This is a genomic window from Photobacterium kagoshimensis, from assembly GCF_050337045.1.
Taxonomy (GTDB): Bacteria; Pseudomonadota; Gammaproteobacteria; order Enterobacterales; family Vibrionaceae; genus Photobacterium; species Photobacterium kagoshimensis.
On the sequence record NZ_JAKJSO010000008.1, the window covers coordinates 410,492 to 437,484 of the forward strand.

The following is a 26,993-nucleotide window of genomic DNA, read 5'->3' on the forward strand; positions in this document are numbered from 1 at the left end:
GCATACATTTTGAGCCCTGATCGCGCTGGCCAAATGGTCATTTTTCATGCCCTTGTTAAAGCAGGTAATTTTACTGCAGCAGGCAAACAACTAGGTGTCTCGACATCGCACATCAGTAAACAATTAGGCGTTTTAGAAACCGCTCTGAATGTAAAGTTAGTCCAACGCACCACGCGTAGCTTTACGTTAACAGAGGCGGGTGAAAGTTATTTGGGCTATTGCGAAATAGTCGTTAACGCCATGCAAGATGGCGAAGCGATAATGGAGGATGCTCGGGATGAAATCTCTGGTGTTCTACGCTTAGGCATATCGCAATCCTTTGGCACTATGCATTTAATTCCAGCGATTGAACAGCTACAACGCCATTACCCTAAGTTACGGGTAGAAATCAGTTTATTCGATCACAAAGCCGATATGATAGAAGATGGGTTAGATCTGTGGATCACTAACTATGAGCACATTCCAGACGGCTATGTTGCTCAACGCCTCGCCGAAACACGGTTCGTTGTTGCTGCAGCACCAGAGTACCTGCTTCATCATGCTGCACCTTCACACCCCAGCGAGCTTGCCAAGCATAATTGCTTAACGTATCGAAGTCGCCAAAGAAATTATCAATCGTGGTCATTTAAACAACACGATAAACAACTCAAAGTCGATGTAGAAGGCAATTATCGCGTTGATCTTGCTGAAGCGGTCCGCGACGCTGCTATTGCTGGCTGGGGAATAGCCTACTTAGCCACTTACCTACTGCGAGATGAATTTAAAGCGAACAAACTCATTCAACTGCTACCTGAATGGCAAGCCAACCAATCGATGCCATTTTATGCGGTATACCCAAGCCGAGCACATTTACCTAAAAAAATATCGGCTGTCATTGGTTTTTTCAAAGACTACATAGGCGAAACGCCCTATTGGGATAAAGAATTGAGTAAACATATCACCATCTAGCTCTACTTTTACCTGTGGCAATAATGCTGATAAAACCATCAAGATTATTGCCATCATCATTCGTATTAACCAAAACATCTTTTCCAAATGGAAAATATCACGTTACTAAAATTAAATAGTATCTATTTATCATAATGTTAGCCCAAAATTATGTAGCACACCATCAACTCATCACACTTAGCTAACATCCCACTCTTGCAACCGTTTGCGTCCACCATAGAATGCACCGCCTATACATTCTGTTACAAGGTTTCCCCATGTCATCTTTGCTTGGTATTGTTGCTATCTTAGTATTCGCTTACTTACTGTCTACCGACCGTCGCAACATTCCATTAAGAACCGTTAGTTTAGCGTTTTTACTACAAATCACTTTTGCTTTACTTGTACTGTATGTACCTGCGGGGAAAGTAGCGCTTGGTGCCGTAACCAATACTGTATCAAGCGTGATTGATTACGGCCAAGAAGGTATCGCTTTCTTATTTGGCGGCTTAGCAACAGGTAGCGTTGGTTTTGTATTTGCCGTTAACGTACTGGGCATCATCATTTTCTTCTCTGCGCTTATCTCTGCTCTTTATCACATTGGCCTAATGCCTAAAGTCATCAACATTGTTGGTGGTGCGCTACAGAAACTACTAGGCACTGGCCGTGCAGAATCCCTTTCTGCCACTGCCAATATTTTTGTCGGTATGGTTGAAGCGCCACTGGTTGTTAAACCTTACTTAAAGAACATGAGCGATTCTCAGTTTTTTGCTGTTATGACATGTGGCCTAGCTTCTGTTGCAGGCGGCACCTTGGTAGGTTATGCATCACTTGGCGTGGAACTCAATTTCTTGATTGCAGCGGCCTTTATGTCTGCACCTGCGGGTCTACTGATGGCGAAAATGTTATTTCCGCCAAGTGACAAGCAAAATAATGAAGATGAAATCACGTCAGTTGAACTACCACGTGCGACCAATGTTGTTGAAGCACTTGCCGATGGTGCTATCTCTGGCATGCGTATTGCGGCAACCATAGGCGCAACCTTGATAGCCTTCATCAGTGTCATCGCATTATTGAATGGTCTGCTAGGCACGGTGGGTGATTGGTTTGGGGTTACATTAAGTTTTGAATTGATTATGGGTTACCTATTTGCCCCTATTGCTTTCCTTATTGGCATCCCATGGAACGAAGCCATTACTGCAGGCGCACTGATCGGTAATAAGGTGATCGTGAATGAATTTGTTGCCTTCATCCAACTAATGGAAGTAAAAGATCAATTGAGCCCGCACTCACAGGCTATCATCACATTTGCATTATGCGGTTTTGCTAATATCTCCACTATGGCAATCCTGATTGGTGGCCTAGGTAGCTTGGTACCAGAGCGCCGTACTTTTATCTCTAAAAATGGTTTCCGTGCCATTACTGCAGGTGTACTTGCTAACCTAATGAGTGCAGCAATGGCTGGTGTGATTTTATCGCTGTAAGATCACTTATTTTACACGCACTAAAAAGGGGCTAATTAGCCCCTTTCGTCTGTTTCCTGTATTTTCTATGCTGCTATAATCACAATTTCATACTGTTAAGATAAGTACTCAATGGGTAGGTCAATATCTGAAATGATGATATCGACACTTTCTAAACCACAGATAAATGCCGACTTAACGACACCAAACTTACTGTTATCAACAGCTAATACGACATTCTGAGACTGTGCTATCGCTTTTTTCTTATATGGTAATTCATTGAATGAGTAACAAGTAAGACCGTGCTCAGGATCAACACCTGCGGCTGACAAAAACGTTGAATCAAAACGAATATTATCGATCTCGCTACTGTCACCCAATGGATAGAAATTATTATGCTTGGCATCGTAACCACCACCACATAATATGACATGGCAGTTGGGCTTGGCTTTTAAGGCCATAAATACATTCAAAGAAAAACACACACCAGTAAACGCTATATCATCGCTAATCGCTTGAATGATGTGAACAATAGTTGTGCCGTTATCAAAAAAAACAGTCTGATTATCAAGAATTAATCTTGCTGACTCTTTTCCTATCTTCGATTTTTCTTTAACGTGATTGGTTCGCTGTTCATTAATAACATATTCAAGATCTGCCGAGCTAACTTGCTTCTTGACTACGTAGCCACCAATCAAACTGACCACTGCATTTGGCTCATTAAAATCACGTCGAATCGTCATTTCAGATACATCGAGACTTTCCGCTGCATCTTTTAAATGAACTTTTTCTTCTCCCAACAACAACTCAGCTAATTGTCTTATTCGTTTTTCTCTTTTTGTCTCTACCATCAAGTCACATACCAATTATTATCATTATTGCATTTTAGAGGACTTTCCTATGTCCTAAAAGGTGCAAACAATGCGCCTCCGCACAGAAGCAAATAATACCAATCCCATTAATTATCAAATCATTCTTGCTAGTTAACGGTCTTGGTATAAAGCATTGATTATATTAAGTACTTATAACAAGCAACTTGATCTACACGTATAAATTAACGATTAGATCGTCGATACCCTACATTATCTGATAAAAGTTCATATTGAATGCCAGCAGCATCGAAACTTTTCATCAAGCCTTCAATTCCATGGTAATACGTCACAGTTCGTCCCGTTTTTAAATACACTTTTAACTTCATAACACCCTCACTAAAGAATAGTTATTCTATCGTGATCGTTATTTATTCACAATATGGTTTGATGAAAAACCTTTTAATATTTGCTCTAAGCACCATAAGCCGTCACTATAACGATACGCTTCATGGTTTGGATTCGCTTGTGCCAGCAGATACAGCAACAGACATCATCAATAACACGTTAAAAATCGCTACTTTCAACCTTTTCAATTATATAGAGCCACCACTGGCCTATTACGATTTTGAAAATATTTACAGCCAAGACAGCTGGCAAAAAAAGCAAAATTGGATTTGTGATTACCTGATGCAATACCAACCTGATGTCATTGGTTTTCAGGAAGTTTTCAGTGCTGACGCCCTCCAAGCATTACTGGCAGAGCATGGCTATTGTTATTTTTGTGTGGTCGATAACCCTACCGTTATCGATGACTATATTTGCCGCGATCCTGTGGTTGCTTTAGCCTCTCGCTATCCAATCAAAGCTGTCGCTGCTATCACTGCAGACCCTGATATTGCAGCCAGTCTTGGTATCAGTACTGATTTCGCATTTAGCCGTAAGCCGCTGCGAGCAACTATCGATCTTCCTCATATTGGTGATACCGATTGTTATGTTGTCCATTTAAAGTCTAAACGTCCCATGCTTGAAGCAACAACAGACAACGCTACTACAGCAGACGCATCGTTAACAAAAGCACATATACTGGCGACATTAAAAGCGGAAGTGATGGGGAGCTGGGGATCATCGATTCAGCGTGGTAGTGAAGCGGCTATTTTGTACCACGCTATCATCGAACGCAGAGAGGAAAGTGGACATCCCGTGATATTAATGGGTGATTTTAATGATGATATTCAGCAAACGCCTTTGCAATGCTTAACAACGCATAGTGTTCGTGATCGCCAAGTATCCGATCAAAAACATATTCTCGATACTTTCTGGCTAACAGACAGCTTTACACTTTTTCAAACAACGGATCATGCGGATAATAAGGCTAATCGCTCCCCTACTCACTATTATGGCGCGAAAGGTTCTGTGCTGGATTACATACTATTATCGAGTGAATTCAACGCGGAATATAACGCTAGCCTGTTTGAAGTGAGTGACTATCAAACTTATGATCGCCACTTGATCAATCCGATCTTTGCTCGTGATAGCAACAGCACCGATCATGGGATTGTGAATATAACCCTCAAGTTACGAAGCTAGGGGTAATCTATACATTTTATTATGCGTTCTTCTTTCCTAAACGAATGCCATCGCGAATATTCAAGCCTATCATCGCTGCATTGGTAGCACCTGCGATCAATTCTATGATTTGCAAAGACCAGTAACGCGTATCAAACAAGCCTTCTGCTGACCATGCTGCTAAGAAATAGGCGGCAGGCAGTAAAATAACGACACCATTAAATGCAGCTATTTTCATTCTGGTCGATTTGACTGCAAAGATCCCTTTTGGTGTCACAGGATAAAGCTTTTTACCACTGATACCGACTGCCATCATCGACAGCACCAATAACGCAACCCACTGTAAAATAGCCTGCTTCACGAGCGTGATCGTTTCATACGAACCGAATAAATCCGCTATCACGCTACTCGAAAAGAAAGTCATGATCATCAATAAAGCGACAACCCCCGCGATACGGTGTACATTTTTCAATATTGTTCTTTGCATCAGATACTCGCTAAAGGTTGTTCTCATCATAGAGCAAAGAATAAAACACAACAGTTGCAACTGCAACTATTTTTATCGCAAGTATTGGGTATGCAAAACCAAATACACTTTTAGGCACGTCACATACTGACGTGACAGGCAATAAAAAACCCGCTAACTCTGACGAGATAACGGGTTTAAAAATAAGTGGTTAGCGATTAACGCAACACACCTTTATTTTGTGGACTGCGTGAGCGACGTGGTTTGTCAGAACGCGGCTTCTCATCCGTGCTGCTACGACGAGGCTTGCCAGCTGGTTTACCTGCCGCTGAGCCATTACCTACTGGTTTAGGCTTTCTCGCGCCGCCATTGCCCGCAGGTTTACCCGCATGGTTACCAGATGGCTTTGCTGATGCATTACCAGAAGCATTCGCTGCAGGCTTGTTACCACCAACATGACGACGATTTTTACCTTGCGGCTTATGGCCTTTCGCATTATCACCAGAGCGTTGACCATCTTGATGATCAAACTTTTGTTTTTTCGGCTTCTTAGGCTTAATTGGACGCGTGTCTAGGCGTGATGGTGGCAAACCGTTAACAGGCTTGAAACCATCAACGATTTCACGATCAATCACTTTTTGGATCAGACGTTCAATCGCTGCTAATTCTTTGAATTCATCAGCACTTACTAATGAAATGGCATGGCCTTCAGCACCAGCACGACCAGTACGGCCAATACGGTGAACATAGTCTTCAGATACATGTGGAAGGTCGATATTAACAACTTGCGGTAGCTGATCAATATCGATACCACGCGCTGCAATGTCTGTAGCAACAAGAATGTTAATCTCACCACTCTTAAAGTTTGCTAGCGCTTTAGTTCGAGCACCTTGGCTTTTATTACCATGAATAGCAGCCGCTTTAATACCTTTACCTTCAAGGAAAGCCGTTAAGCGGTTTGCACCGTGTTTAGTCTTAGTAAACACCAATGCTTGTTTCCATTTATTATCTTTGATCAGCTTCGCTAATAAAGCTGATTTCTTGCTCTTATCAACAGGGAATACCGATTGTTTCACTGTCGCTGCTGTTGTATTTCGCGGCGAAACAGAAATTTCAACAGGGTTATTCACCAAGCCTTTTGCTAGCGCACGAATTTCATCAGAAAACGTGGCAGAGAACAGTAAGTTCTGGCGCTGTTTAGGCAAAATAGCAAGAATCTTCCGAATATCACGAATGAAGCCCATGTCCAACATACGGTCGGCTTCATCTAAAACAAGCACTTCAAGTTGATCAAAGCGTACCGCTTTCTGGCTGTGCAGATCCATCAGACGACCAGGTGTCGCGACAAGTACGTCTGCACCTTGGCGTAAACGCATCATTTGCGGGTTGATCTTCACACCGCCAAATACAACAGCAGAGCTTAGTGGTAAATGCTTTGCGTACGTCGCAACACTTTCAGCTACTTGAGCTGCAAGCTCACGGGTTGGCGTAAGCACTAATGCACGCACTTGGTTTGATTTTACACGAGGACCGCCAGACAGACGCTCCAAAATTGGCAGTGTAAAACCTGCTGTCTTACCAGTCCCTGTTTGTGCCGCCGCCATAACATCCTTACCTTCAATAACAGCAGGGATCGCTTGTGCTTGAATTGGCGATGGCTTGTCGTAGCCTTGATTTGCTACGGCTTTTAAGAGAGGGGCTGATAAGCCCAAAGAGTCAAAACTCATAAGATCATCTTTTATTGTAATGTTTCATAGTGAAGACCGCCTCAACGACGGGGGGCGTGTAGCATACAGGATAATAAACTTCTGTGCTTAATTTATTCACGTCAAGCCATTGCAACCGCAAACGACAAAACGTCTGAGGTTACAATAGGATCAATGTGAAGCTTTAAGAAGACGTGTTAGCCCTTATCCAGCACGTAAGGCTAATAACTTGGCAGTATCTGTCGTATCGGGGTAACGACAGAATTCATAGGCTTGCTGATCAATACCATAAATAGACATACGGTCTGCTAATTCATTACCTTCAATACCAATATGCGCTTTTACATGCGATACCGTTACTTTATCTTTAATACTGTCATACAGGGCATGGGCTTGCTGAATCACTTCTAAATTCTTAATATCACCCGGTGTTTGACGCTTCCAGCCTTTTTTCTTCCAGCTGTATGCCCAAACCGTGACACAATTAATTGAATATTGGGAGTCACATAAAACCTGTACTGTTTTACCTGACTCTAAATCTGTTTTCGCAATCAATAGCGACTGATGCAGCGCATTTAGCTCGGCTGAATTATTGGTGCCATGCGGGTTAAATAAGCCATACCATAATTCAGCTAATTCACCTTGACGGTATACTGCAACCCCAGAACTGGCTTTACCTGGATTAGGATCGCAACCACCATCGCAGAAAATATGGACATCACTTTTAATCATAGGATTAGCAGAGCTTGAGCCTGTTCTCTTAGCTGTCGTTGGTTTAGCACCGAATACGTTTCCACTTGCTGCACTGGCAAATGTTCTAGCATGGCCAGCCGAAAATGCTGCTTTCGCCTCAGCTTCTGTAGGAAAGGATTTATACTTTGCTTGTGGGTACTTCTCCACCAGCTTTTTCGTATAAGGCCAATTAGTGAAAATACCTGTTTCTCGCCCCACCCAAACCACATAATACTTTTTTGCCATGCTCAACCCTTATCTGATAAATAAAGGCAATATCTATCACCGCTAGAACGCCGCTATCTCGTTAACAACAAGCGATTATTATTGCCTATGGCAAAGATAGTCTCCTACTTTGCGGCTAGATACAAACAAACAAAGGGCTAGCATAATGCTAAGTGGTATGAGCGGTGAAAATTCATAGCAATAGATGAAAGATAAACCGTTATTTCACAAAGCCTGTTGGCGTAACTTCAAGCAAGGTTTTGATCACTTCTACAGGTTTCTCTGCCATACTTTGCTTCACGCTGTGCTTCAAATAACTAAGTTGAAGACTTGATGTCACATCAAAAGGCTCATCGGTGTTAAGCGCGGTAATTACAACCCTATCACCCACCCAAAGTGTATCGAGCTGTTTAATATCACCGTATCTAGTATTCATCTGGAACAAACCAAGATACCAAAACACCCCACTTCCTTGGTTAGATACCGAAAAAGGCACAGCGAACATCATTTCATCTTCAACAAAAGTAAAGTTCAACACTGTGATACGGGGGTAATCGACGCGCACCACACCGCGCTCTTCACCTTGGTGGTATCGGCCAAGGGCAAAATGCTGCCCGTTATCGTTTTTCAGTTCGGTTAAGGGCACTTTTAATCCCGAATCTGGTAGCTCGATTTGCCAATACTTATCGGTATAAATACTAAATAAAGTCCGCATTACTGATGTATTGTCTTGTGTCGCTAAAGGCACAACTTGCCCATTTTCCTGAACCACATAAATATCATCATGGGTAAAATTAAAACGGTAAACCCCCGCCGCCAATACCACACTGCTAACAAGTGCAGCGAGTAACAGAATTTTTTTTAGCATGGCAGCACCTTCGTTAATGTCCAATAGCGACAAATAAAATACATCGTTCAAAATCAGGGCCAATTTAAAAGTAATTCACAGGAATAGCAAGAGTGGCGCAGCAATATTGGTAAGAAAGCTTTAAAGATAAGAGCCTAGTGATAGCGATAACCAAGTTATCTCAACAACTTGGTTATCGCTCGATACGAGCAGTTTTAATTAACGGTTTACTTAACAATAGCTAACTTATCATCAAGATAGGCTGCCATTTTTTTCCGTGCGAGTTTCGCTTCTGGAATATCAAACGAAAACGCTTGAAAAACATGCCACATGCCTTCGTAAATATCGAGTTTCGCCTCACCACCATGGCTGTCTATTGCTTGATATAGACGTACAGCATTACTCAAAAACAGCTCTTTGGTACCCGCTTGAATCAGAGTTGGTGGAAATGGTTTAGTGTAGTCACCATAAACAGGAGAGACATAAGGATTTTTATGCTCACTCACATCGGCGTATGCATTTGCTGAAGGTTTAAGTAAAAGATCGTAACGATACAGTGGCTCTGCATCTTTTAAGGTATGGTAAGTATCACCTGTATCTGTAATATCTGACCATGGCGACCATAGTACAACCGCAGCAGGTAATGCCATGCCTTTATCGCGCATTTTAAGCACAGATCCAGCGGCCAATCCACCACCTGCTGAATCACCATAAATCGCGATATCTGACATCTTATAACCTTGTTTCGTCAGGCCTTCTAATACCGCTATAACTTGATCTGTGATGACATCGAACTTAGCATGAGGCGCAAGGGTATAATCCACCGAAATAACACGTAGCCCTGTATCCTCAGCGACAGGAACACTGCTTGCTAGCGTTGATTCTGCCGTATAGCCAACATAGGCGCCACCATGGGTATAAACCAATACCTTACCATTATCAGTCCATCCCTTAGGCTTAACATCTAATACCGAGACCCCACCAATTTCAAGCGTCGTAACTTGTGGTTGATACATGGCGACGGCAGAATCATTCAGCGGCTTCACCTCTTGATCAGATAACTGCTGTATTGCGGTCCACCCATCCGCATCTAGCCCTGCAGGTATAGCTGATTCATTCTTTGCTTTCAGAGAGAAATTTCCAGCTAAAAATGCTTGCCCTTCGCTTGAAATGGTCGAAGGGATATAAAAATCATCTGCCATAGTACCCGCGCTTAATACTGTTAAACATAACGTAATCAAAGTTCGTTTCATGATTTGCCCTAAAAATAAATTCAACATCAAACATTTTAAGCGTTTGTTCTGAACTTAACATGAACTCAATCAAAGTTATACGCATTTTATTAATTTATTAAACAGAGAGTTACATAGTAAAAAGCATCAGCAATTAACTGACTGCTACCTTAACACCAGAGACCCTCTCTCCCTCAACGCATGCAAGTGAATATAAGTATTATTCGACTAAAGTAATAGAGTCTAGGATGCCTTTGCCACTGTGGATCCCACCTTCGTTTTCTTTAGCAGGTTTGCTACGTACCAAATAGCCTGCGTACCCTGAAAAGTCAGTCACGGGTTTATCGTTATAAAAAGCTGTGAACAAACCAATCTCACTCACTAAATCACGAATCACTGCCACTTCACCATCTCGTACCGCCAAGGTTGGACGATTTCGTTCATGTGGATAAAGACGCTGCATTAATGCCCACGCTCCGTATTCTGCCTCTTCAAGCTGCTCTAAACACGTTATGATTTGTTCACCAAACACACAATGACCACCGCCCTCGCCTTGATTTTTAAGCACCCACTCTTCTTGCACGGCTTCTATTTTAAACCAATCAATCGTATCGGCATTAATCGGCAGCATGGTCGCCAGTACCCGTTTAATTTGTTCTGCTTCATCAAGGCTAACTCCCCAACGCGAAAAATCTTCAGCAGGCATCATAGTGATCAGCATCTGCATGGTTTTGCTGGTCGCTAATTGCTGACTAACTGTCGCATTCACTGCAACATTATGCTGCTCAATGAAGACCCTAGTTTGACTCAAGGTATAGCAGCAGGTCTTCTCATCTAATTCCGGTGAAAAATAATCCATGTATTGATAACCAGCGCGTAGGTAAACCACATCCACACCACCGACATCGTTTAATAACAATCGATGATTGTCACCAGTTGCAAGCTGGCAAGATAATTGGCTAAAGGTACGCCTAATGGTACGGATCCCCATTTCTTGTAACGCAACTTCTAACAAATGCTGGTCGTAAACATTATCTTCTTTGTCTTGCACGACCATTAAGAAAGTCGGATGTTTACTGTCGTTAAACTCGCCATGAACACTGCGTGCTGCTGTTGCAATACCTTGGGCGAGTTGCGTTAAGCACGCATTGCGTTCAACCATTGCGTTTTTGTCTTCTGCCCACTGGTTATAGAGCGCTGGCCATTGATTTTGAACAAAACTATGAAGTTGCTGCGCACGCTGACCAAAAGGCCCCATACCCGCAGCAATACCGTTAAACTCAATAACCTTCGCCCCCTGAACTCTATCGTCCATAAAATCAGTCCGCATTAGCAATAGCGGTTGCCTTACTGCTTGATGAGGTTGCTCTGGTGTACCATGAATTTGCAGGTGTAGCTCCATCAAACGGCCAAAGAAAGGTTCCGCTTCTGCCATTTCGACCAGCGACGATTGCAGATAATCATGGTCTTCCGAAATGCGACTGATCAGCTTGGCAATTAGTGGGGTTACCGTTTGCAAATTTTCAAATACATGTCGCTTCATTGCCATAGGTGCCAAGCTGAATGGACAATGCCTTGCCGTACCATCACTATTTTTGATCGCTACACCATGCATGATCTCCCACTCGCAGATTTCATTAATGGTCTGCTGCGAAGGCTCTACATTTGTTTCCAGAGGCGAAACATTTGATACATTCGCTTTATTCGTCATTTTAAATCCTTCATTACGGTATTGCTTATACAGTAACGTTTGCTGCTGCCAAGCCAAAGTCGATATCTTCATGTTGATTGTCTTCTTCTGCTTTTTGGGCAAGGTATGAATCGTGGGGTTATGTACTAATCCCCGTGCCATTACAATCAATAATCACTGTAAGTGATTCTTATAGCTAAGACGAACGAGAAAATGAAAAGAGAAAAACCTCATTTTTCTAAATAATCTGTTCAAAAATGAATACTGCCGCCACACAAACCCACCAAGGCATTGATAATTAACACAATTAATACAATGTGACCTAGTTAGCAAATAATATAGAACAAGTTGCACACCGCAAAAACAAAGCATAAATTCGCTAAACAAACCCACCCCATAACATTCATTGCAATTATGACAGGGATTTTATAAATGCACATAGGTAAGTTTTGCTTAATATTAAGCCTTATATCTTTAACTCCTTTATCCTTTGCTTCTGAATACTCCCTTCTTAATAAAGGTGTTAGTGTTTCTCATACAGACGACCATACACTATCTATACAAAATCAATCTGATGAAAGTATCACCATTGATGTACTAACTGATAATTTCACATTAGTCCCAAATTCTGGTCTCGCGTATGAATGTTCAGGATTCACAGATATTGAAATAAACGTACAAGGTATTTACCACGACTATTTTGAAGTCCCATGTAACAGCCAAGTAATATTTAATGAGACATATAAAATAGACAACAGGGATTAAAATGAAAAAGTTATTATGCTTATTGTTATTAACAGTTCTCTGGGGCTGCGGGGGATCCAATTCTGATGGCTCATCGGTACTCACTTATTCATCATGCAAAATAGTCAATTCCCAAGCACTTTTTCAAGTTGATCGCGATAAAGATTTGACCCAATGTTGGAATGCTGCTGGCGATGGTTATGAAAGCAAAGGCGATGCTCAGCAATGGTGTGCTAGAGAAGTAAATGCCTATATTTCTGATACATATCTTCTTGGCCATACTGTCACCTATGCTGTTGAATCAACCTATTGCCCTTAAAACATAAAACGACTAAAAATATTAAACAATCTAGGATAACAATGAAAAAGCTAGTCATTATAGCCGCAGTGCTAGGATCATTACTAAGTGGTTGTGCAACCGTACCAATGTCAGATAACAAAGACGATATGGTAGCCAAAACATTTCCAATACCACCTGAAGGAAAATCAGGGCTATATATTTATAGGGATTCTGTTGTAGGTGGTGCTCTAAAGAAAAATATATATGTGAACGGTGATATGATAGGTGAATCAGCACCTAATATTTATTTTTATAAAATAGTTCCTTCAGGGGAGCAAAAAATTGGTACAGAATCTGAATTTAGTGAAAACTATTTATCCATTATGACTGAACCACAAAAAAACTATTTCATTAGAAATTATATAAAAATGGGGCTATTTGTTGGAGGTGCAAATCTTGAACAAATTGAAGAGACAAAAGGGAAACAAGCTGTCCTTAGTTTAAAACGAGCACAGTAGTAAAACGTACTTCATTAATAAAAATAAATGCCACCCTATCCGGTGGCATTTATTCAAGACGATGAATAATTTTTAATTATGATTAAAAGCCTTTTTTACGCTGACGAGATGCATTTTGAATCGTGCTAATCATTTTACCGAAGGCTTTATCTTTAGTGCGTTTCTCAGCCAAGGTAGCACCATTAAACGCTTGCTCACGCAACAGCTTTTGGTAACTGATAAAACGCCTTTCCGCTAGGGTTCCATCCGTTAATGCAATAACTCACACCACCAGCCCATGCCCATTGATCTTGAGCCACTCTTTCTGCTCTTTGTAGTCAGGCATTACTCGCTCAACTTCTTTCCAAAACTGAGCAGAGTGGTCATGGTGCAGCAAATGGCAAAGCTCATGGATAACTACGTAGTCCACCACTCGATTAGGTGCCATAACAATCACCCAATTAAACTCTAAATCGCCATAGGGGGTACAACTCCCCCAGCGGCTTTTAAAGTCTCTAACTCGAATCACACCAGTATCAACGCCCACGGTTTTAGCATAGCGCCAAACCTTTTCTCGAATTTTCTTATCTGCATTTCGCTTATACCATCCCACCAAAGCTCGTCGAATATAATGATTCTGAATTGATGGCTCAGGAACAGTAACCACAATACGTCCAGCATGAAGTTTTGTGGGCAATAAACTCCCTGTATGGAGTTTTAAGCGGTAGTTACGCCCTAAGTAAGGGAATGACTCACCTGAGACGTATTGTTTCTCGCTACGAGGCGTTGAGGCACTTTGAATTGCTAACTTTTCAATGATCCACAGGTGTTTGTCTGCCACCAGCTTTTCTATTTTCTCTAACTCTAGCGCTTTAGGCACCACCACTATCACCACCCCATCTTCAACCTTGATGGTGGCGGATTTACGGCGAGAGGTTCGTTCTACCTCAACATCATAGCCATTGGCTTTTATTCGCTCTGGTGCTTTGCTAGTGGCTTTCATTACTGGTTTACTCATACTGAATAATTCACCACAGATCACTTATTGCTGAACTTGGTTTTCGCCAAGTCCATAAAGCGTTCTTGGAGAACCGAAACTAAAGCTTTATCACCAAAAGGCTGATCAAGCACCGCTCGCTTAATTTCCTTTTTCATTCGCTTCACTTCATCGGTTTTGTTAAAGAAATCGATGATTTGAGTTGCTTCATCCAGCATAGCCACCAAGGTTTGAGTCGTGGTTTTGATTGCCTCATGAACCGCTTCCTCAATCACGTCACCATCAATCACATTGGTGACTTCTGCAATCAGGATATTGTAGAAAGCGAACTCGGTTTCCGTTAAGCCGACATCTTGCGCGGCTTGCTGGTGGGCATCCCCCACATCATCGGTCATGACCAATAGCAGTTCTAATTGTAGTGCCCATTGGCCTGCTGTTTTTTCAATAATATCGCGTAAGCGTAAGCTCAGTGAACGGTAGTATTCAGGGTCTTCATCTAGGTTGATGTTGATGTGGTGCTTAATAGCACTTTCAATTTCAGACGCTTTAGACTCGTCGCTTTTATTGGCTTGAAGGCTCTCTTTAAAATTTGCCGCTAATAAATTTACGGGTTTATTTTTAGGGTCAACACCTGTACTCAATATGTGGTCATCCACCAACTGACGCACCTTTTCACCAATTTCAGACATATCTAAGCCTTCATCACGAAACTTGGTTTTCGCCGCATTGTGAATTTTGCCAAGCTTTCTCATATCAGCAGTAAAAGGTGCAGCCGATTTATCAGGCAAGATGACATTAAGCTGTTTGCCGAACACTTTAAACGCCATGTTGAACTGCGCACGCACGGTTTCATCTTTGAGTGCCAGCACATAATCATCCACATCATCGCTATTAATGCCTTTGAAGAAAGACATCGCACGGGTGTGCATCGCTTTTAGCTTCGGAATTTCATCTTTGAGGTTTTGATATGTACCATCCACATCGTCACTACTGAACATTTCTAATGCGTCCGTGAGGTGCGTTGCTAGCCCGTGATAATCGACAATGTAACCACACGACTTATTTTTGTAATTACGGTTCACACGTGCAATCGCCTGCATCAATGTATGGTCTTGCAGCTTACGGTCGATATACATCACCTGTGCAATTGGCGCATCGAAACCAGTTAACAGCATGTCTTTGACGATTAAGAAGGCCGTATTATTAAACTTGGCATCTTTAGGACTAGTGCCCGCTTTATCCTGACCAAACGGCTTCTTGAATTGCTCTATGACTGTTTTTTGGTGCTTGGCATCGGTGTATTTAGCAATGTAAGGTTTGTCATTGTGATCACCTGAAATAATCACCTCTGACGGCGGTGCGCCAAGCTCATCCAATGTTTGTTTGAAAATAGTCGCTGCGTGTCGGCTGCCCACCACAATCATGGCTTTAAAACCGTCTGGCTGAACCGTTTCTCGGTAGTGCTTGAGTAAATCGATACATACCCAACGAATACGGGCAGGTGCTTCACGTACTGCTCGCTCTACGCCATATTTCTTTTTGATTTCTCGCTGCTCTTCTTCGCTATAGTCACCGAAGTACTCTTCAAACAACTTGTCGAGAGATTCACCCGCCACTTCCGACTTTACCTCTCGGCCTTGATACAGCAACTTCACCGTTGCGTTATCATCAACCGCTTCATTGATTTTGTATTGGTCGATATAGCCACCAAACGCCTGCCCCATCTTCTGCGTCTTCAATAACGGCGTACCTGTAAAGCCTACTTTGGGCGCATTCGGTAGTGCAGCTTCAATGGTCATAGCAAGGCCACCAAACTGTGTTCGGTGCGCTTCATCCGCTAATACTATGATTTTTTCACTTGGGTTTAAGTTGGCAAAACCGACACTGTTGGAATCGGCGCCAGTCATTCCATCACTTTTTTCAGCTAGATATTGAGTTGAGTGACGAGTAGATAACGTTTCATGTTTGATTTGCTCTTTTTCCAAATCAGCAAACTTTTGCACCATAGCAGTCACAATATCGGAGCTGTCTTTTTTGAGTAACTCTTTTAATTTAGCGACCGAACCTGCGTTATAAATGGTTTCACTTTGCGCGGCATTGAAGGTATCGGTTAACTGTTTATCTAGCTGAGTACGGTCGGTAATGAATACTAACTTGTATTGCATTAGCTCAGGGTCACGGCGCATCTTCACCGCCAGCATCACCATGGTTAAGGTTTTACCGCTTCCTTGGGTATGCCACACGACACCTGACTTATCTTTCCTGTCTTTACCTGTTTTTAAGCGCTCAATAACCTTATTAACCGCTCGAAACTGCTGGTAACGGGCGACCTTTTTAATGGTGCGGCCATCATCAAGCTCAAATAAGGTGAAGTTTTGCAGAATGTCTAAGAAACTTTGTTTATTGAACATGCCTTGCAGTAAACGCTGCTGCGCTGTCACTTCGGCTAAGCTTTCGTAACTCGGTGCTTGTTCTGCAACTTTGTCAAACTGATCTTCTAGTGCATCTTCTGGTTGTTCAATATCCACTTTAGTGCGAAATGCCACCACGTTATTTTGTAGCGATTGTTCCGCTAACTGCGCATCGGTAAACGGGTATGCATCTTTCCATTCGCCATAGTATTGGCTAGTGGAGCTAATGGTGCCGACTTTGGCCTGATCGCGACAAGTCGATACCATGAGTTGGTTATACCAAAACAGCTTCTCTGCCCCTTCGTCTTCATCTTGATTACGCAAGTTCGCGTAGCGGCGAAGTTGGTCTATGCCGTTCTCCATTGGGCTAGAGATATAAGGGGACTTACACTCAATCACAGCCAATGGGATGCCATTAACAAAGCAGACAATATCAGGGATGATATTTTGCGCCCCCTCAATTTTGAACTGGTTGGTACACACGAATTCGTTATTTTCGAGCTGTTCAACGTCGATAAGGGTAACGGTTTGGCCTTTGCGTCCAGAGCCAAAGTCTTGCTCTACGGAAATACCATCACCAAACAGTAACCGCCAGAAATACTTATTGTACTCCATTAAGCCAGTGCAACTTTGATGCGTGATCGTACGGCAAACACCGCGCAAGTTTTCGTCACTTATCCAAGGGTTGAGTTTTTTCAGCGATTTCTCTAGCCGTTTAATCAGTACCACTTCTCGCAAAGAGGAACGTTCTTGTATAGCAGGGTTGCTAGGGTTGGGAGCTAAAGCTTTACCTTGCACATATGTCCAGCCGAGTTTTACCAATTGGGCAATCGCTGGCGCTTCTACTTTATCGAATTCGTTGTTTTTCACTTTAGCTACCACCTAATTATGCCTCTGCACCTTCATTCGTCACTGCCTGTGATTGTGCAAAAATCAAGGCTGCATCAATGTACTCTCTCGTCTTAGAGGCAATGTTCTCGACGGCTTCTTTTTCAAGCAATGCCGACAGTGGCAATTCAAAACCACACGCGACCACAGGGTAGCCCGACTCATCTTTTTTGGGTTTAGGTTCAGCAGAGTAAAAAGGATGGTCACAGACACTCCATACTTTGTAATACCAATTACAGTCTTGGTTCTCAAAAGGCGTGTAGACACTGATTTTTAATACACTTTGTGCATCTTCGACACTGGTAGGTAGCGCGATACCATCAGGCTGATTACCATTTGCCACCTCACCGTGTACGCCTGTATCGGAATCAATCATGATTTCGACTAAATACTCTCCCACTCGAACCTGATTCACATCTTTCACGTTCTTAAATACATAGAAGGTAGACAGTGCTGGCAGCATGTCCCATTGCCAACCATCAAATGGACTCGTTGTGAAACGAGTTGGACGTGCGAACTCTTTAGGCTGCCAAACGTAAAAGTCTAACTCTAAGGCTTTACCCAGTTGCTCTATTGTTGGTAAAAGCCTTTGATAATAAGCCGCAAGCAATCGGTGGGCAGTTCTTACCTGTGAGAATAGGTCTTCTGTTGTTTGATTATTCATGGGTATTCCTAGGCCAAACCGACAGCGCATCTAAACTGACGGGGTTAAAATTATGATGAATGAGCTTTTGATTTGATTGGCTCTGGTTGGCAGGGATGAGTTCTTGATCTAATTTACGGTCCACTAACCTAGAGTGGTCTAAAGTTAGGCATTCAAAACCGTGATTCACTAAATCACACCACTTAAAGTTATTGGTTTTGAGCCCATACAAGGCCAAGCCTTCGAGCATATCGGAAAGTATCCGTTTATCTGTTCGGCTAACACCTTCGTTGATTAACTTAACTAACACGTCCGTTACGGCTTGCCATTTCGTAGCCCCAACCAACTCTAGCTCTAGGTGCTGCTCCTTGAGCAACTTTCCCCATTGCAGTGCGTTACGAGTATCGATACGACCAATTGCGAGAAAATATAGCGGCAGTGCCTCGCGTTCATCCGACTGCAAGAATGAATCGACCTCTCTTTGCCATTGGTCGTAATACTGGTCGCCGCCTGCTGGTGGTTTTACTTCAACAATCAAATTGCACAATTCAAAGCGAATCACTAAATCAGGCTCAACTTGGCGAGATTCACCGCCTTCACCTAGCTCGTACCTCGGCCAATAGTCGATAGATTGAAATACGCCAAACTTCGCCTGAAAATCATCAGGCGATAGAGAAAAGCAACTGGCTAGGATTTGAGTTTGAACATCATCAGATAGATAAGCAAACCGCTCAAAGAAGGTGGAGGTTAGCAAATCTTCACGGGCTTTAAACAAGCTAGCCCAACGGACTGACTCTTGCCCATCGTGATCTATTCGCCCTGCTTTACCGTGAAGAATGGCTTTTAGCATTCGAAGTCTTCCTCGTCTGGGGTGACTCGGACTTTTCCTGTTAGGAGATCTTGCATAAGGGCTTTTTTGACATTTCCCACACTTTGCAGTTTTCTATAAGTAGTACGCAAACTATCTTCAACGCTTTTCATTGCCAACGCAATTTTCACCTGCTCATTTTTTTGGGGCAGTGGTACTTTAAACTTACCAAGATCACCAAGTGTTACGGACAATTGGGCATTGCCGATCGCAAAAAAGTCAGCTTGCTTTTTGCCCATAAGGCTATTCAAAAAACAAGATATAAACTCTGGATGTACTTTTTCGATGTCAAGTTGAATAAACGCAATATGTCGTTGAAAGCTGAACTGAGTATTTTTTGTAACTAAAGCGGCATTACCATATGAGCCAACGGCTGTGTATAAAATGTCGCCAACCTCAGGCTTTCGACCTTTCGATGCTGCCTCATACATTTCCTCGGTAAGCATAGAAGCCTTATTCCAATCAATAACGCCATCTTTTATGCACGAGACATAAAGGAATGGAATATGCCCTTCTTTAGAGGTTTTTACTGCCTGATGTGTCCCATCAGTAATCCTTTTGGTAATGGATTTAAGCGATAAGCAGTCCCAACCCTTCGGAATCCTACCCACTGACGAGTCTTTAAACTCGGTATGCGGCTTACCATCCACACCGACACCTCGGGTGAGTAGCTCTTGCATCATGCCTGTTTTTAGGCCTTTGAGCTTGTCGATTTGCGCCTGTGTTTTTTCAATCACTTCATCGACTGAGGTGAGGATTTTGGCGATTTTCTTTTGTTCTGGCCTTGTTGGCGTTAAAACTTCTAGATTTTTAACATCCGATGAATTGATTGCAGGGTAATTAGAACCAACGACCTTAGCTTCAATCTGCCTTGTGATATCGTCAGCTAAGATTGAATTAAACAAAAAACGACCATCATTACCATTTACAGCTCTAATAACAGAAAAACCTGTAGATGCGATATAGTCATCACCCTTTGCCTCAAAGTATGCAAATGACTTCAAATTAGGTCTTACAGTTGACATTAGCACGTCACCTGATTGAACTTTTTTCCTCGCACGACTAGGAGATTCTGAAAAAGAAATACGCTCAGAGGGTAAGTCGATTCGACCTGTTGATACTGAAGCTATATCTACATACCTAAACCTATAATTAGGATCTGTCGAAGCCTTCAATGAACCTTTGTCTATATCTGCAAGTGAAGATAACGGGTTGTACTCCCAACCTTCTGGAACAACGTTATTCATACCCCAGCTCCTTCAAGTACCCATGCATTTTTTCTTCTGCATCTGTCACTTTCTTATCTAGAGCCTTTAATGACACTTGGTACTTATCCCACCAGCGTTCCAACTGAGTAATTATTTCCGCATCAACATCACCTGCTACTTCACGGATCTGCTCTTTACTCTTAATTTCAGTTTTAAATTCAAAGTAAGCTTCATCTTTCTTATCGAAGATTACAGATACATCAAAGTCTTTGATGACCTCTTCTTGAATGTATTCACTCTCCACTTCACGTACTGGCACTCCACCATGAAGAATCGCGCGTACATCAAAGATTTCTGCAGGTGGTGAGGTATCCGCATAGCGGCGAATGTTGAGGTTAAAATCGTTCTCAGCAATCTCTGAGAAGCTCACGACTCTTGCGTAGCGTTTAATATCGCACTTACTTTCAAATGAATGGTTTTCGAAGGTTTCAACTATCTTTGTAATGTCTTGTGGGCGTAGCTTGTTCTGGTTTTTACCCTCTTCAAACTCTAGCTCAGAGTTGATGAACAAGACTTTGCCTCTGCGTTCTGCCACTTTGTTCTTGTTGATGATAAGTAGGCAAGCAGGAATGCCTGTGCCATAGAACAAGCCAGACGGCAAACCAACCACAGCTTCAAGCAAATCATCTTCTAAGATGCCTTGGCGAATCGCTTTTTCACTAGAACCACGGAATAGCACACCATGAGGCATCACCACGCCCACCATACCTTCAGCGTTAGTGCTGGCGATCATGTGTTGGATAAAGGCTAAATCACCTGCATCTTTAGGTGGCGTACCATAAGGGAAACGACCAAAGCCATCGCTGTCACACTCATCTTTACCCCACTTCTTCAGGGAGAAAGGCGGGTTAGCGATGACTCGGTCAAAAGTCATTAGCTCACCGCTTTGGGTGTGCTGAGGGTCACGTAGGGTGTCACCTTTGCGAATATCGGCACTTTGCACGCCATGTAAAAACATGTTCATCTTACAAATTGCCCACGTATTCAGATTCATTTCCTGCCCGTACAGCGATAAGTTAGCAGCGTTTTCTTTGTTTGCTGTAAGGTGATTACGGGTTTGTACCAACATACCGCCCGAACCTGTTGTCGGATCGTAAATACGCATTCCCGCATGTGGTTTTAGTAATGCCACCAGCAATTGCACCACTTCACTTGGGGTATAGAATTCACCGCCCTTTTTGCCTGCACTGTCGGCAAACATTTTGATCAGGTATTCGTAAGCCGTACCCAGCATATCTGGGCGCTCGAAGTCTTCATTACGTAAGCGGTGCTGGCTAAAGTGAGACAATAAATCACGCAGCTTGGCATCAGAGAGTTTGTTTTTGATGTTGAAGTCTATCGTTACCAATACGCCTTCTAGCGCTGGGTTAAACTCTTCAATTGCTTCTGTTGCCTTGTTAAGGCTTTCGCCAATGTTGTGCTTCAAGTCTTTAAGTGCAGACCAACGAGCATTTTCTGGCATATAGAAGGTGTCGTCGTACTCATCTTCATCATCTGCCAGCTCAGTCGCTTGCTCTTTGGTTTTCCCTTTATCTAGGTAGTACTTAATGACCTTTTCTTGCTCTTCTTCAAAGGCATCCGACATGCGCTTTAAGAACATCATGCCAAAAATATAATCTTTAAATTCAGAGGCATCCATATTGCCACGAAGGATGTCAGCCGTTTCCCACAGGAAAGACTCAAGCTGTTGGAGAGAGAGTTTGTTGGTCATTGAATTCACTTATAAAAAGCTTGTTGAGTGATCACTCACATATTGAACGGAATTTTACCTGTTGGGACGGGGTTGGACAATTTATTTAACTCACAATAGTGCGCATATGAGCGTTTCCATGAAATCTACTTTTCTGAGGCTAAAGTAACCCCCCCGCCATTTGCAGGTTTTACATAAAACAATATAATACTCCCCCACAAAAAAACGATGAACTTACCATGCGTGAACTGAAAATTGATAAGGGAAATGGAAAGCACAGGACTGTTGTAGCCATCAACAAAGATGAGCGTTATGAATATCGAGATATTCTTGAAAATAAAATTGAGGAAATGCTAACAAAGGCTCTTGTTCAACATAACCTTTTCCATGTTGTTCATGGCCGTAAACACTCGAATATTGTTGCTAATGCCGTCCCTCATCAGCAGTTTCAGTTTACTCTATCTATCGACCTAAAAAGCTGTTTTGATAGTATAACTCGCTCTCTCGTCGAACAGGCAGGACTTGTGGGTATTCCAGAGGCTTGCTTTGTCAATGTATCTACAGCGAATGAACCTATAGCAGCGCAAGGGCTACCTACTTCAAGTGCTATCTGTAACTTAGTGCTGCTTAAAGCTGATCTTGAGCTAATAGAGTTATTGAATGCTCAGTTCAATGATAAATATGCTTATACTCGCTATATCGATGATCTAACGATTTCATTCAATGGATGTCCTCCCCATAAGCTTCCTTCACTGATTTCACATATCGGCTTAATTATCCACAAGCACGGTTTTACCGTTAACCCTGATAAGATTGAACTCCAAGATGCAGGGCATGGCCGCCGTAAAGTATGTGGCCTTCATGTTGATCATGAGGGCGTGTATATACCAAGAAAGCTCAAGCGCACTCTACGAGCACTCGCGCATCAACAAAACTATGATGGCCTTACAGGTAAACAGAGCCGTCGATTTAATGGGCTTACGAGTCATGGCAACCTATCACTGGCTAGCAAGGCTATGTCTTCAACAAAAGATGCTGATTTCCTCTTGTATAGTGTGCTTACCAGCGGTGATTGGGGCTGGCAAAAGGCAGTGAAGGCTAGCTCCGCTTTTGGCCGTATTCACTATTTAAGCATGGGAGAGTATGCAACTAACATTCAGCATCCTCACAAGATGTACAATCCAATCGATGATGAGATTTTAGGTTGCATTAAGCGGCTCTACATGACCTTTGGTACAAAAGTTTTTTGTGCCAAGCCTACATCTTATATTAAAGGTCGGTACACTGTAGCAAACGTCATCGCTACTGGACTATATAGCTCACCTCTAGCGCTGCATGAAACAGAACTGGTTTTGGAAGCTTTTTTGAAGTTAGGACTACTCGCAACACCAGAAGACTTCGAGCTATTAGGCGCAATCGAACAAGCTAGTGTGATTCAGCTACCTAGAAGTTCAAGAGAGCGAGCTACTTTTAACTCGAAAGCTTACTACCAAGCGGTTATTTCTAGCGTTAAAAATCTATTTCCAAAGAAGTTTAGGTTGAAAATCGCACATGCTCATAACTGGCTGCTTCCTGCGGTTATCGACGAACTTGGACCTTACGAGTTAAATAACTTCTTATATGAAAACTCGTATGCCCTTAGATACCTTGATGAAGAAAAACTCAGCTGCCACTTTGATTCTGTAGTAACAACGCAGTTATTTGCATTGAGTGTTTTATTGCCTGTTTCGCCTCACTTAAAGAGCTTTAATCATAACTGCAAACATCTGCCATTCAACACAAAACTAAATGACTTTAGAGAGCTATGCAAAGCCATTGTCCACACCAATGCAACTGCTGCGCTTTACTTAATCCCTTGTGGTTGGTTTATAGAACCTCATTTTAAAAAATTCTGTATGGGATACTTTGATATCGATGAAGCCTCTTATGCCACTCTTCATGCACAAAGTATCGTTTATCGTCAAGCCATCGCTGATTTACACCCTTTTGTAAAGTCACAGCTTACAGGCAGAGAACAAGAAGACTCTGGATTACGTCAGGCTCATATCGAAGAACAAAAGCAACACCGAAATGCTTATCTAAGCACACTTTATCCAGACTTGAACGATAACCAATGGCGTCTCTTAGACGATAAATCTCAGGAGATGTATAAGAAGACCACACAAAAGAACCGACATCAAACCATCTATTTGTATAACCAGAGGTAGTGAAGTATAATCGCGCTGTGTTTGCTAGGATTTGGTAGGGTTGATGTTTTCGTCTACTGATTTCCCAACTCCAATTTACCGTTGTGCTGGCTCACGATGGGTCAATTCTGCAACTTGAATGATGAATTGCAACATTGATCCCATGTGTCTTACTACGTAAGACCGCCAACAGGTGTTTGAAACACAAATTAAGCCCAAGCTCATCGCTTGGGCTTTTTATTATCCTCTAGCCTGTCACTCAGTCTTAAAATGAAAAAGCGCTTTCCGTTACTCATATTGTTTATTCTTGGTTTAGCTCAAGCAACAAGCCTCAAAAAACCTATTCCACTAGTTAAAACGCATGAGGGTATTTATTAAACGGCAAGGCTATCACCTAATGAGTATTCGATGGTGAGGAGGTATTGAAATTCCTTATGCGAACATTAAACAAACTCGAAAAGAGATCCATTCAGCGTAGTTCATAGCACCTTGCTCTTTTTGTGCGACAACTTTCTGCAACATGCCTTCTATTTCTCTATCAAACTATGTCGATTATCTCGTTGCTTCTTAATTAAATATCACTAAGAAAGCGACCCATTGAGTAAGCCATGAGCCGACACTCAGTAATCACTTTTAGGATTCATGTAGCTAAGACGAAAGAAAATTGAAAATAAATCAAAAATTAACAACAACGAACAACGCCACCGAATTCGGTGGCGTTTATGTTTGAATAACAAGAAGCTAGCGGGAATCTAGAACACCAATAATCTTGATAATTAAATCGATTAAAAGCCTTTTTTACGCTGACGAGATGCATTTTGAATCGTACTAATCATTTTACCGAAGGCTTTATCTTTGGTGCGTTTTTCAGCCAAGGTAGCACCATTAAACGCTTGCTCACGCAATAGCTTCTGGTAACTGATAAAACGCCTTTCCGCTAGGGTTCCATCTGCTAATGCAGCTTGAATCGCACAGCCGGGTTCGCTGCCATGCTGACAATCAGCAAAGCGGCACTGATCAGCAAGCTCTGTGATTTCGCTAAAGGTATCATTGACCCCTTTTTCGCAATCTGTCAGCTGCAGTTCACGCATTCCCGGAGTGTCCATCAACAAGCCACCTTGTGGCAGCCACTTTAACGCACGTGATGTCGTGGTATGGCGACCTTTACTGTCATCTTCACGAATACCTGCGGTGAGCTGAGCTTCAAAACCCATGAGACCATTAACCAATGTAGACTTGCCGACACCAGATGACCCAACCAATGCCAAGGTTTTGCCTAAGCTACAGTAACCAGACAGTTCTTTAAGGTGTTCTGGGTCTAGCGCATTAATGGCATGTACCATCATAAACGGATCTAAATCTTGAACTTGTTTACGTTTCTCGTCTGCATCGTTGCACTGATCTTGTTTCGTCAGCACAATCACAGGCTCGACTTCAGCATCTTTTGCCAACGCCAAGTAACGCTCGATACGACTCAGATTAAAGTCATTGTTTAATGAACACACCACCAGCAGGCTATCGACATTAGATGCGATCAACTGTGTGTCTAGCTTAGAACCTGGTGCTTTACGTTCAAACAATGATTGACGCTCTAACAGACGATTAAGTTTCAAATTATCATCAAATAGCACCCAATCACCGACACAGAGCCGCTCACTCTGCGGTGATTGCATTAGGCTTGCTTGGCCTTGCTCACTCATCACAATCGCACCGCTACGATGCTGCTCAACAACGCGGCCAATCTGAAACTCAGTCAGCTCTTCAAGTGTAAGTTGCTGTTGGAAAAATGGACGCCACCCAAGTTGAACTAATGTCGGTTTTGTATTCATTCTCGTTTTACCTTAGGCACACTATGCCTACTCATTTGTGTTCTAAATTTCAGTATTTGTCACGATTTAACCTAGCAGCCAAAAGTAGCTAAGCCGATAGGCATAATAATAGCGGCAATGCCTGAATGTGAATTGAAAAAAAACGACAGTTTACATATGGATTTCAGCATCCTACTCGCCTTGCATTTAATATTGCTAGCAGCAATAAAGATTCCGTCATCATTATTCGCTACACTCCCCCAATAAACAGTGTATTCATTTGGATTTACTATGATTTCAGGACATCGTGGTGCGCGAGCGTTAGCACCAGAAAATACCCTTGCAGGGATTAAAAAGGCCGCAGAATGTGGTGCAACGTGGGTCGAAATGGACGTTCAGTTAAGCGCTGATCGTGTACCTGTTATGATCCACGATAGAACCGTGAACCGTTGTACCAATGGTCGTGGTAGTGTTGGCAAAATGTCGTTAGACACGTTAAAACAGCTCGATGCTAATGCCAAATTCACTGGTGCTGACAAAGATTTATATAGCGGAGAGCAAATACCGACCCTCGAAGAAGCACTCCGTCTGTGTAATGAACTTAATATTACGATGAACTTAGAAATTAAAATTCACCGTAAATCTGAAGTGCTACCGCTAGTTGAACAAATTGTAAAAACCGTTAAACAGCTGGATTTCCCACTCGATAAATTGGTGTTTTCAAGCTTTGATCTGGGCGTACTCACTTATTGCAAAACCCTCTACCCTGAGGTGCGTCGTGGCCTTATTACATCAAAGAACATACGTAATATGATGCGAAAAGCGCAAGAATTAGCTTTGTATAGTATTCATTACGATCAGAGCAAACTCACTGAAGGTATGGCAACCAAGATTAAATCCGCTGAGTTACAGTTACATATCTGGACAATGAATGAGCCCGATAAAGCCGCTATGTTCCGCTCATGGGGCGTCGATAACATCATCACTGATTACCCGAATAAATTTTAGTTCGCTTCGACCTCCCTTTAAGCATACCCACAAGCAACT

Annotated in this window: 21 protein-coding genes; 7 read left to right on the top strand and 14 right to left on the bottom strand. The window is 42.4% G+C overall.

Features of this window, described 5'->3' with window-relative positions; translation table 11 throughout:
* Nucleotides 1–9: 9 nt before the first annotated feature.
* Nucleotides 10–948 (top strand): LysR family transcriptional regulator, encoded by a 939-nt coding sequence (locus L4C35_RS02410; RefSeq protein ID WP_428461375.1) that lies wholly within the window; start codon nucleotides 10–12, stop codon nucleotides 946–948.
* A 257-nt stretch (nucleotides 949–1,205) separates the two neighbouring features.
* Nucleotides 1,206–2,411 (top strand): NupC/NupG family nucleoside CNT transporter, encoded by a 1,206-nt coding sequence (locus tag L4C35_RS02415; protein ID WP_428461376.1) that lies wholly within the window; start codon nucleotides 1,206–1,208, stop codon nucleotides 2,409–2,411.
* Between the two features lie 95 nt (nucleotides 2,412–2,506).
* Here L4C35_RS02415 and deoR read toward each other — a convergent pair whose 3' ends face one another.
* The gene (deoR, locus tag L4C35_RS02420) at nucleotides 2,507–3,241 is read right to left on the bottom strand and encodes a DNA-binding transcriptional repressor DeoR (protein WP_428461377.1); all 735 of its coding nucleotides are present in this window, start codon (nucleotides 3,239–3,241) and stop codon (nucleotides 2,507–2,509) included.
* A 486-nt stretch (nucleotides 3,242–3,727) separates the two neighbouring features.
* On the opposite strand from deoR, the gene L4C35_RS02425 reads away from it, so the two are divergent.
* Nucleotides 3,728–4,789, top strand: a complete 1,062-nt coding sequence (locus tag L4C35_RS02425) for an endonuclease/exonuclease/phosphatase family protein (protein WP_428461378.1) — start codon at nucleotides 3,728–3,730, stop codon at nucleotides 4,787–4,789.
* 19 nt (nucleotides 4,790–4,808) lie between these two features.
* Here L4C35_RS02425 and L4C35_RS02430 read toward each other — a convergent pair whose 3' ends face one another.
* From L4C35_RS02430 to L4C35_RS02455, 6 genes are all read right to left on the bottom strand, one after another.
* Nucleotides 4,809–5,255, bottom strand: a complete 447-nt coding sequence (locus L4C35_RS02430; RefSeq protein ID WP_428461379.1) for a hypothetical protein — start codon at nucleotides 5,253–5,255, stop codon at nucleotides 4,809–4,811.
* 197 nt (nucleotides 5,256–5,452) lie between these two features.
* Complete coding sequence (locus L4C35_RS02435) at nucleotides 5,453–6,961, bottom strand: DEAD/DEAH box helicase (RefSeq protein ID WP_428461380.1); 1,509 nt, start codon at nucleotides 6,959–6,961, stop codon at nucleotides 5,453–5,455.
* A 183-nt stretch (nucleotides 6,962–7,144) separates the two neighbouring features.
* Nucleotides 7,145–7,918, bottom strand: a complete 774-nt coding sequence (locus L4C35_RS02440; RefSeq protein WP_428461381.1) for a ribonuclease H1 domain-containing protein — start codon at nucleotides 7,916–7,918, stop codon at nucleotides 7,145–7,147.
* A gap of 199 nt (nucleotides 7,919–8,117) precedes the next feature.
* Nucleotides 8,118–8,765: a hypothetical protein gene (locus L4C35_RS02445; protein WP_428461382.1), complete on the bottom strand. Its 648-nt coding sequence runs from the start codon at nucleotides 8,763–8,765 to the stop codon at nucleotides 8,118–8,120.
* Between the two features lie 206 nt (nucleotides 8,766–8,971).
* The gene (locus L4C35_RS02450) at nucleotides 8,972–9,997 is read right to left on the bottom strand and encodes an alpha/beta hydrolase (protein WP_428461383.1); all 1,026 of its coding nucleotides are present in this window, start codon (nucleotides 9,995–9,997) and stop codon (nucleotides 8,972–8,974) included.
* Nucleotides 9,998–10,196: 199 nt separating this feature from the next.
* Nucleotides 10,197–11,651 carry a glutathione synthase gene (locus L4C35_RS02455; RefSeq protein ID WP_428461555.1) on the bottom strand — a complete coding sequence of 485 codons (1,455 nt, stop codon included), beginning with the start codon at nucleotides 11,649–11,651 and terminating at the stop codon, nucleotides 10,197–10,199.
* Between the two features lie 781 nt (nucleotides 11,652–12,432).
* On the opposite strand from L4C35_RS02455, the gene L4C35_RS02460 reads away from it, so the two are divergent.
* Nucleotides 12,433–12,729: a hypothetical protein gene (locus L4C35_RS02460; protein WP_428461384.1), complete on the top strand. Its 297-nt coding sequence runs from the start codon at nucleotides 12,433–12,435 to the stop codon at nucleotides 12,727–12,729.
* Between the two features lie 41 nt (nucleotides 12,730–12,770).
* Nucleotides 12,771–13,208, top strand: a complete 438-nt coding sequence (locus tag L4C35_RS02465; protein WP_428461385.1) for a DUF2846 domain-containing protein — start codon at nucleotides 12,771–12,773, stop codon at nucleotides 13,206–13,208.
* Between the two features lie 262 nt (nucleotides 13,209–13,470).
* Here the strand turns inward: L4C35_RS02465 and L4C35_RS02470 are convergent, their stop codons facing one another.
* The 6 genes from L4C35_RS02470 to L4C35_RS02495 are packed head-to-tail and all read right to left on the bottom strand — an operon-like array spanning nucleotide 13,471 to nucleotide 21,973.
* A complete protein-coding gene (locus tag L4C35_RS02470) occupies nucleotides 13,471–14,205 on the bottom strand; it encodes a M48 family metallopeptidase (protein WP_428461386.1) in 735 nt (244 codons plus the stop codon).
* 20 nt (nucleotides 14,206–14,225) lie between these two features.
* Nucleotides 14,226–17,465, bottom strand: coding sequence for a type I restriction endonuclease subunit R (locus L4C35_RS02475; protein ID WP_428461387.1), 3,240 nt, complete (start codon nucleotides 17,463–17,465; stop codon nucleotides 14,226–14,228).
* Nucleotides 17,466–17,481: 16 nt separating this feature from the next.
* Nucleotides 17,482–18,147, bottom strand: coding sequence for a hypothetical protein (locus L4C35_RS02480; protein WP_428461388.1), 666 nt, complete (start codon nucleotides 18,145–18,147; stop codon nucleotides 17,482–17,484).
* A complete protein-coding gene (locus L4C35_RS02485; RefSeq protein ID WP_428461389.1) occupies nucleotides 18,140–18,976 on the bottom strand; it encodes a hypothetical protein in 837 nt (278 codons plus the stop codon). Before L4C35_RS02485 ends, L4C35_RS02480 begins: the two co-directional genes overlap by 8 nt.
* On the bottom strand, nucleotides 18,970–20,241 hold the full coding sequence (locus L4C35_RS02490; protein ID WP_428461390.1) for a restriction endonuclease subunit S: 1,272 nt from the start codon (nucleotides 20,239–20,241) through the stop codon (nucleotides 18,970–18,972). Before L4C35_RS02490 ends, L4C35_RS02485 begins: the two co-directional genes overlap by 7 nt.
* Nucleotides 20,234–21,973 carry a type I restriction-modification system subunit M gene (locus L4C35_RS02495; protein ID WP_428461391.1) on the bottom strand — a complete coding sequence of 580 codons (1,740 nt, stop codon included), beginning with the start codon at nucleotides 21,971–21,973 and terminating at the stop codon, nucleotides 20,234–20,236. The genes L4C35_RS02490 and L4C35_RS02495 overlap by 8 nt, the downstream gene beginning before the upstream one ends.
* Nucleotides 21,974–22,191: 218 nt before the next feature.
* On the opposite strand from L4C35_RS02495, the gene L4C35_RS02500 reads away from it, so the two are divergent.
* The gene (locus tag L4C35_RS02500) at nucleotides 22,192–24,159 is read left to right on the top strand and encodes a reverse transcriptase domain-containing protein (RefSeq protein ID WP_428461392.1); all 1,968 of its coding nucleotides are present in this window, start codon (nucleotides 22,192–22,194) and stop codon (nucleotides 24,157–24,159) included.
* A 764-nt stretch (nucleotides 24,160–24,923) separates the two neighbouring features.
* Here the strand turns inward: L4C35_RS02500 and rsgA are convergent.
* Nucleotides 24,924–25,967 carry a ribosome small subunit-dependent GTPase A gene (gene rsgA, locus L4C35_RS02505; RefSeq protein WP_428461393.1) on the bottom strand — a complete coding sequence of 348 codons (1,044 nt, stop codon included), beginning with the start codon at nucleotides 25,965–25,967 and terminating at the stop codon, nucleotides 24,924–24,926.
* Nucleotides 25,968–26,237: 270 nt separating this feature from the next.
* On the opposite strand from rsgA, the gene L4C35_RS02510 reads away from it, so the two are divergent.
* Nucleotides 26,238–26,954 carry a glycerophosphodiester phosphodiesterase family protein gene (locus L4C35_RS02510; protein WP_428461394.1) on the top strand — a complete coding sequence of 239 codons (717 nt, stop codon included), beginning with the start codon at nucleotides 26,238–26,240 and terminating at the stop codon, nucleotides 26,952–26,954.
* The last annotated feature ends 39 nt before the right edge of the window (nucleotides 26,955–26,993 follow it).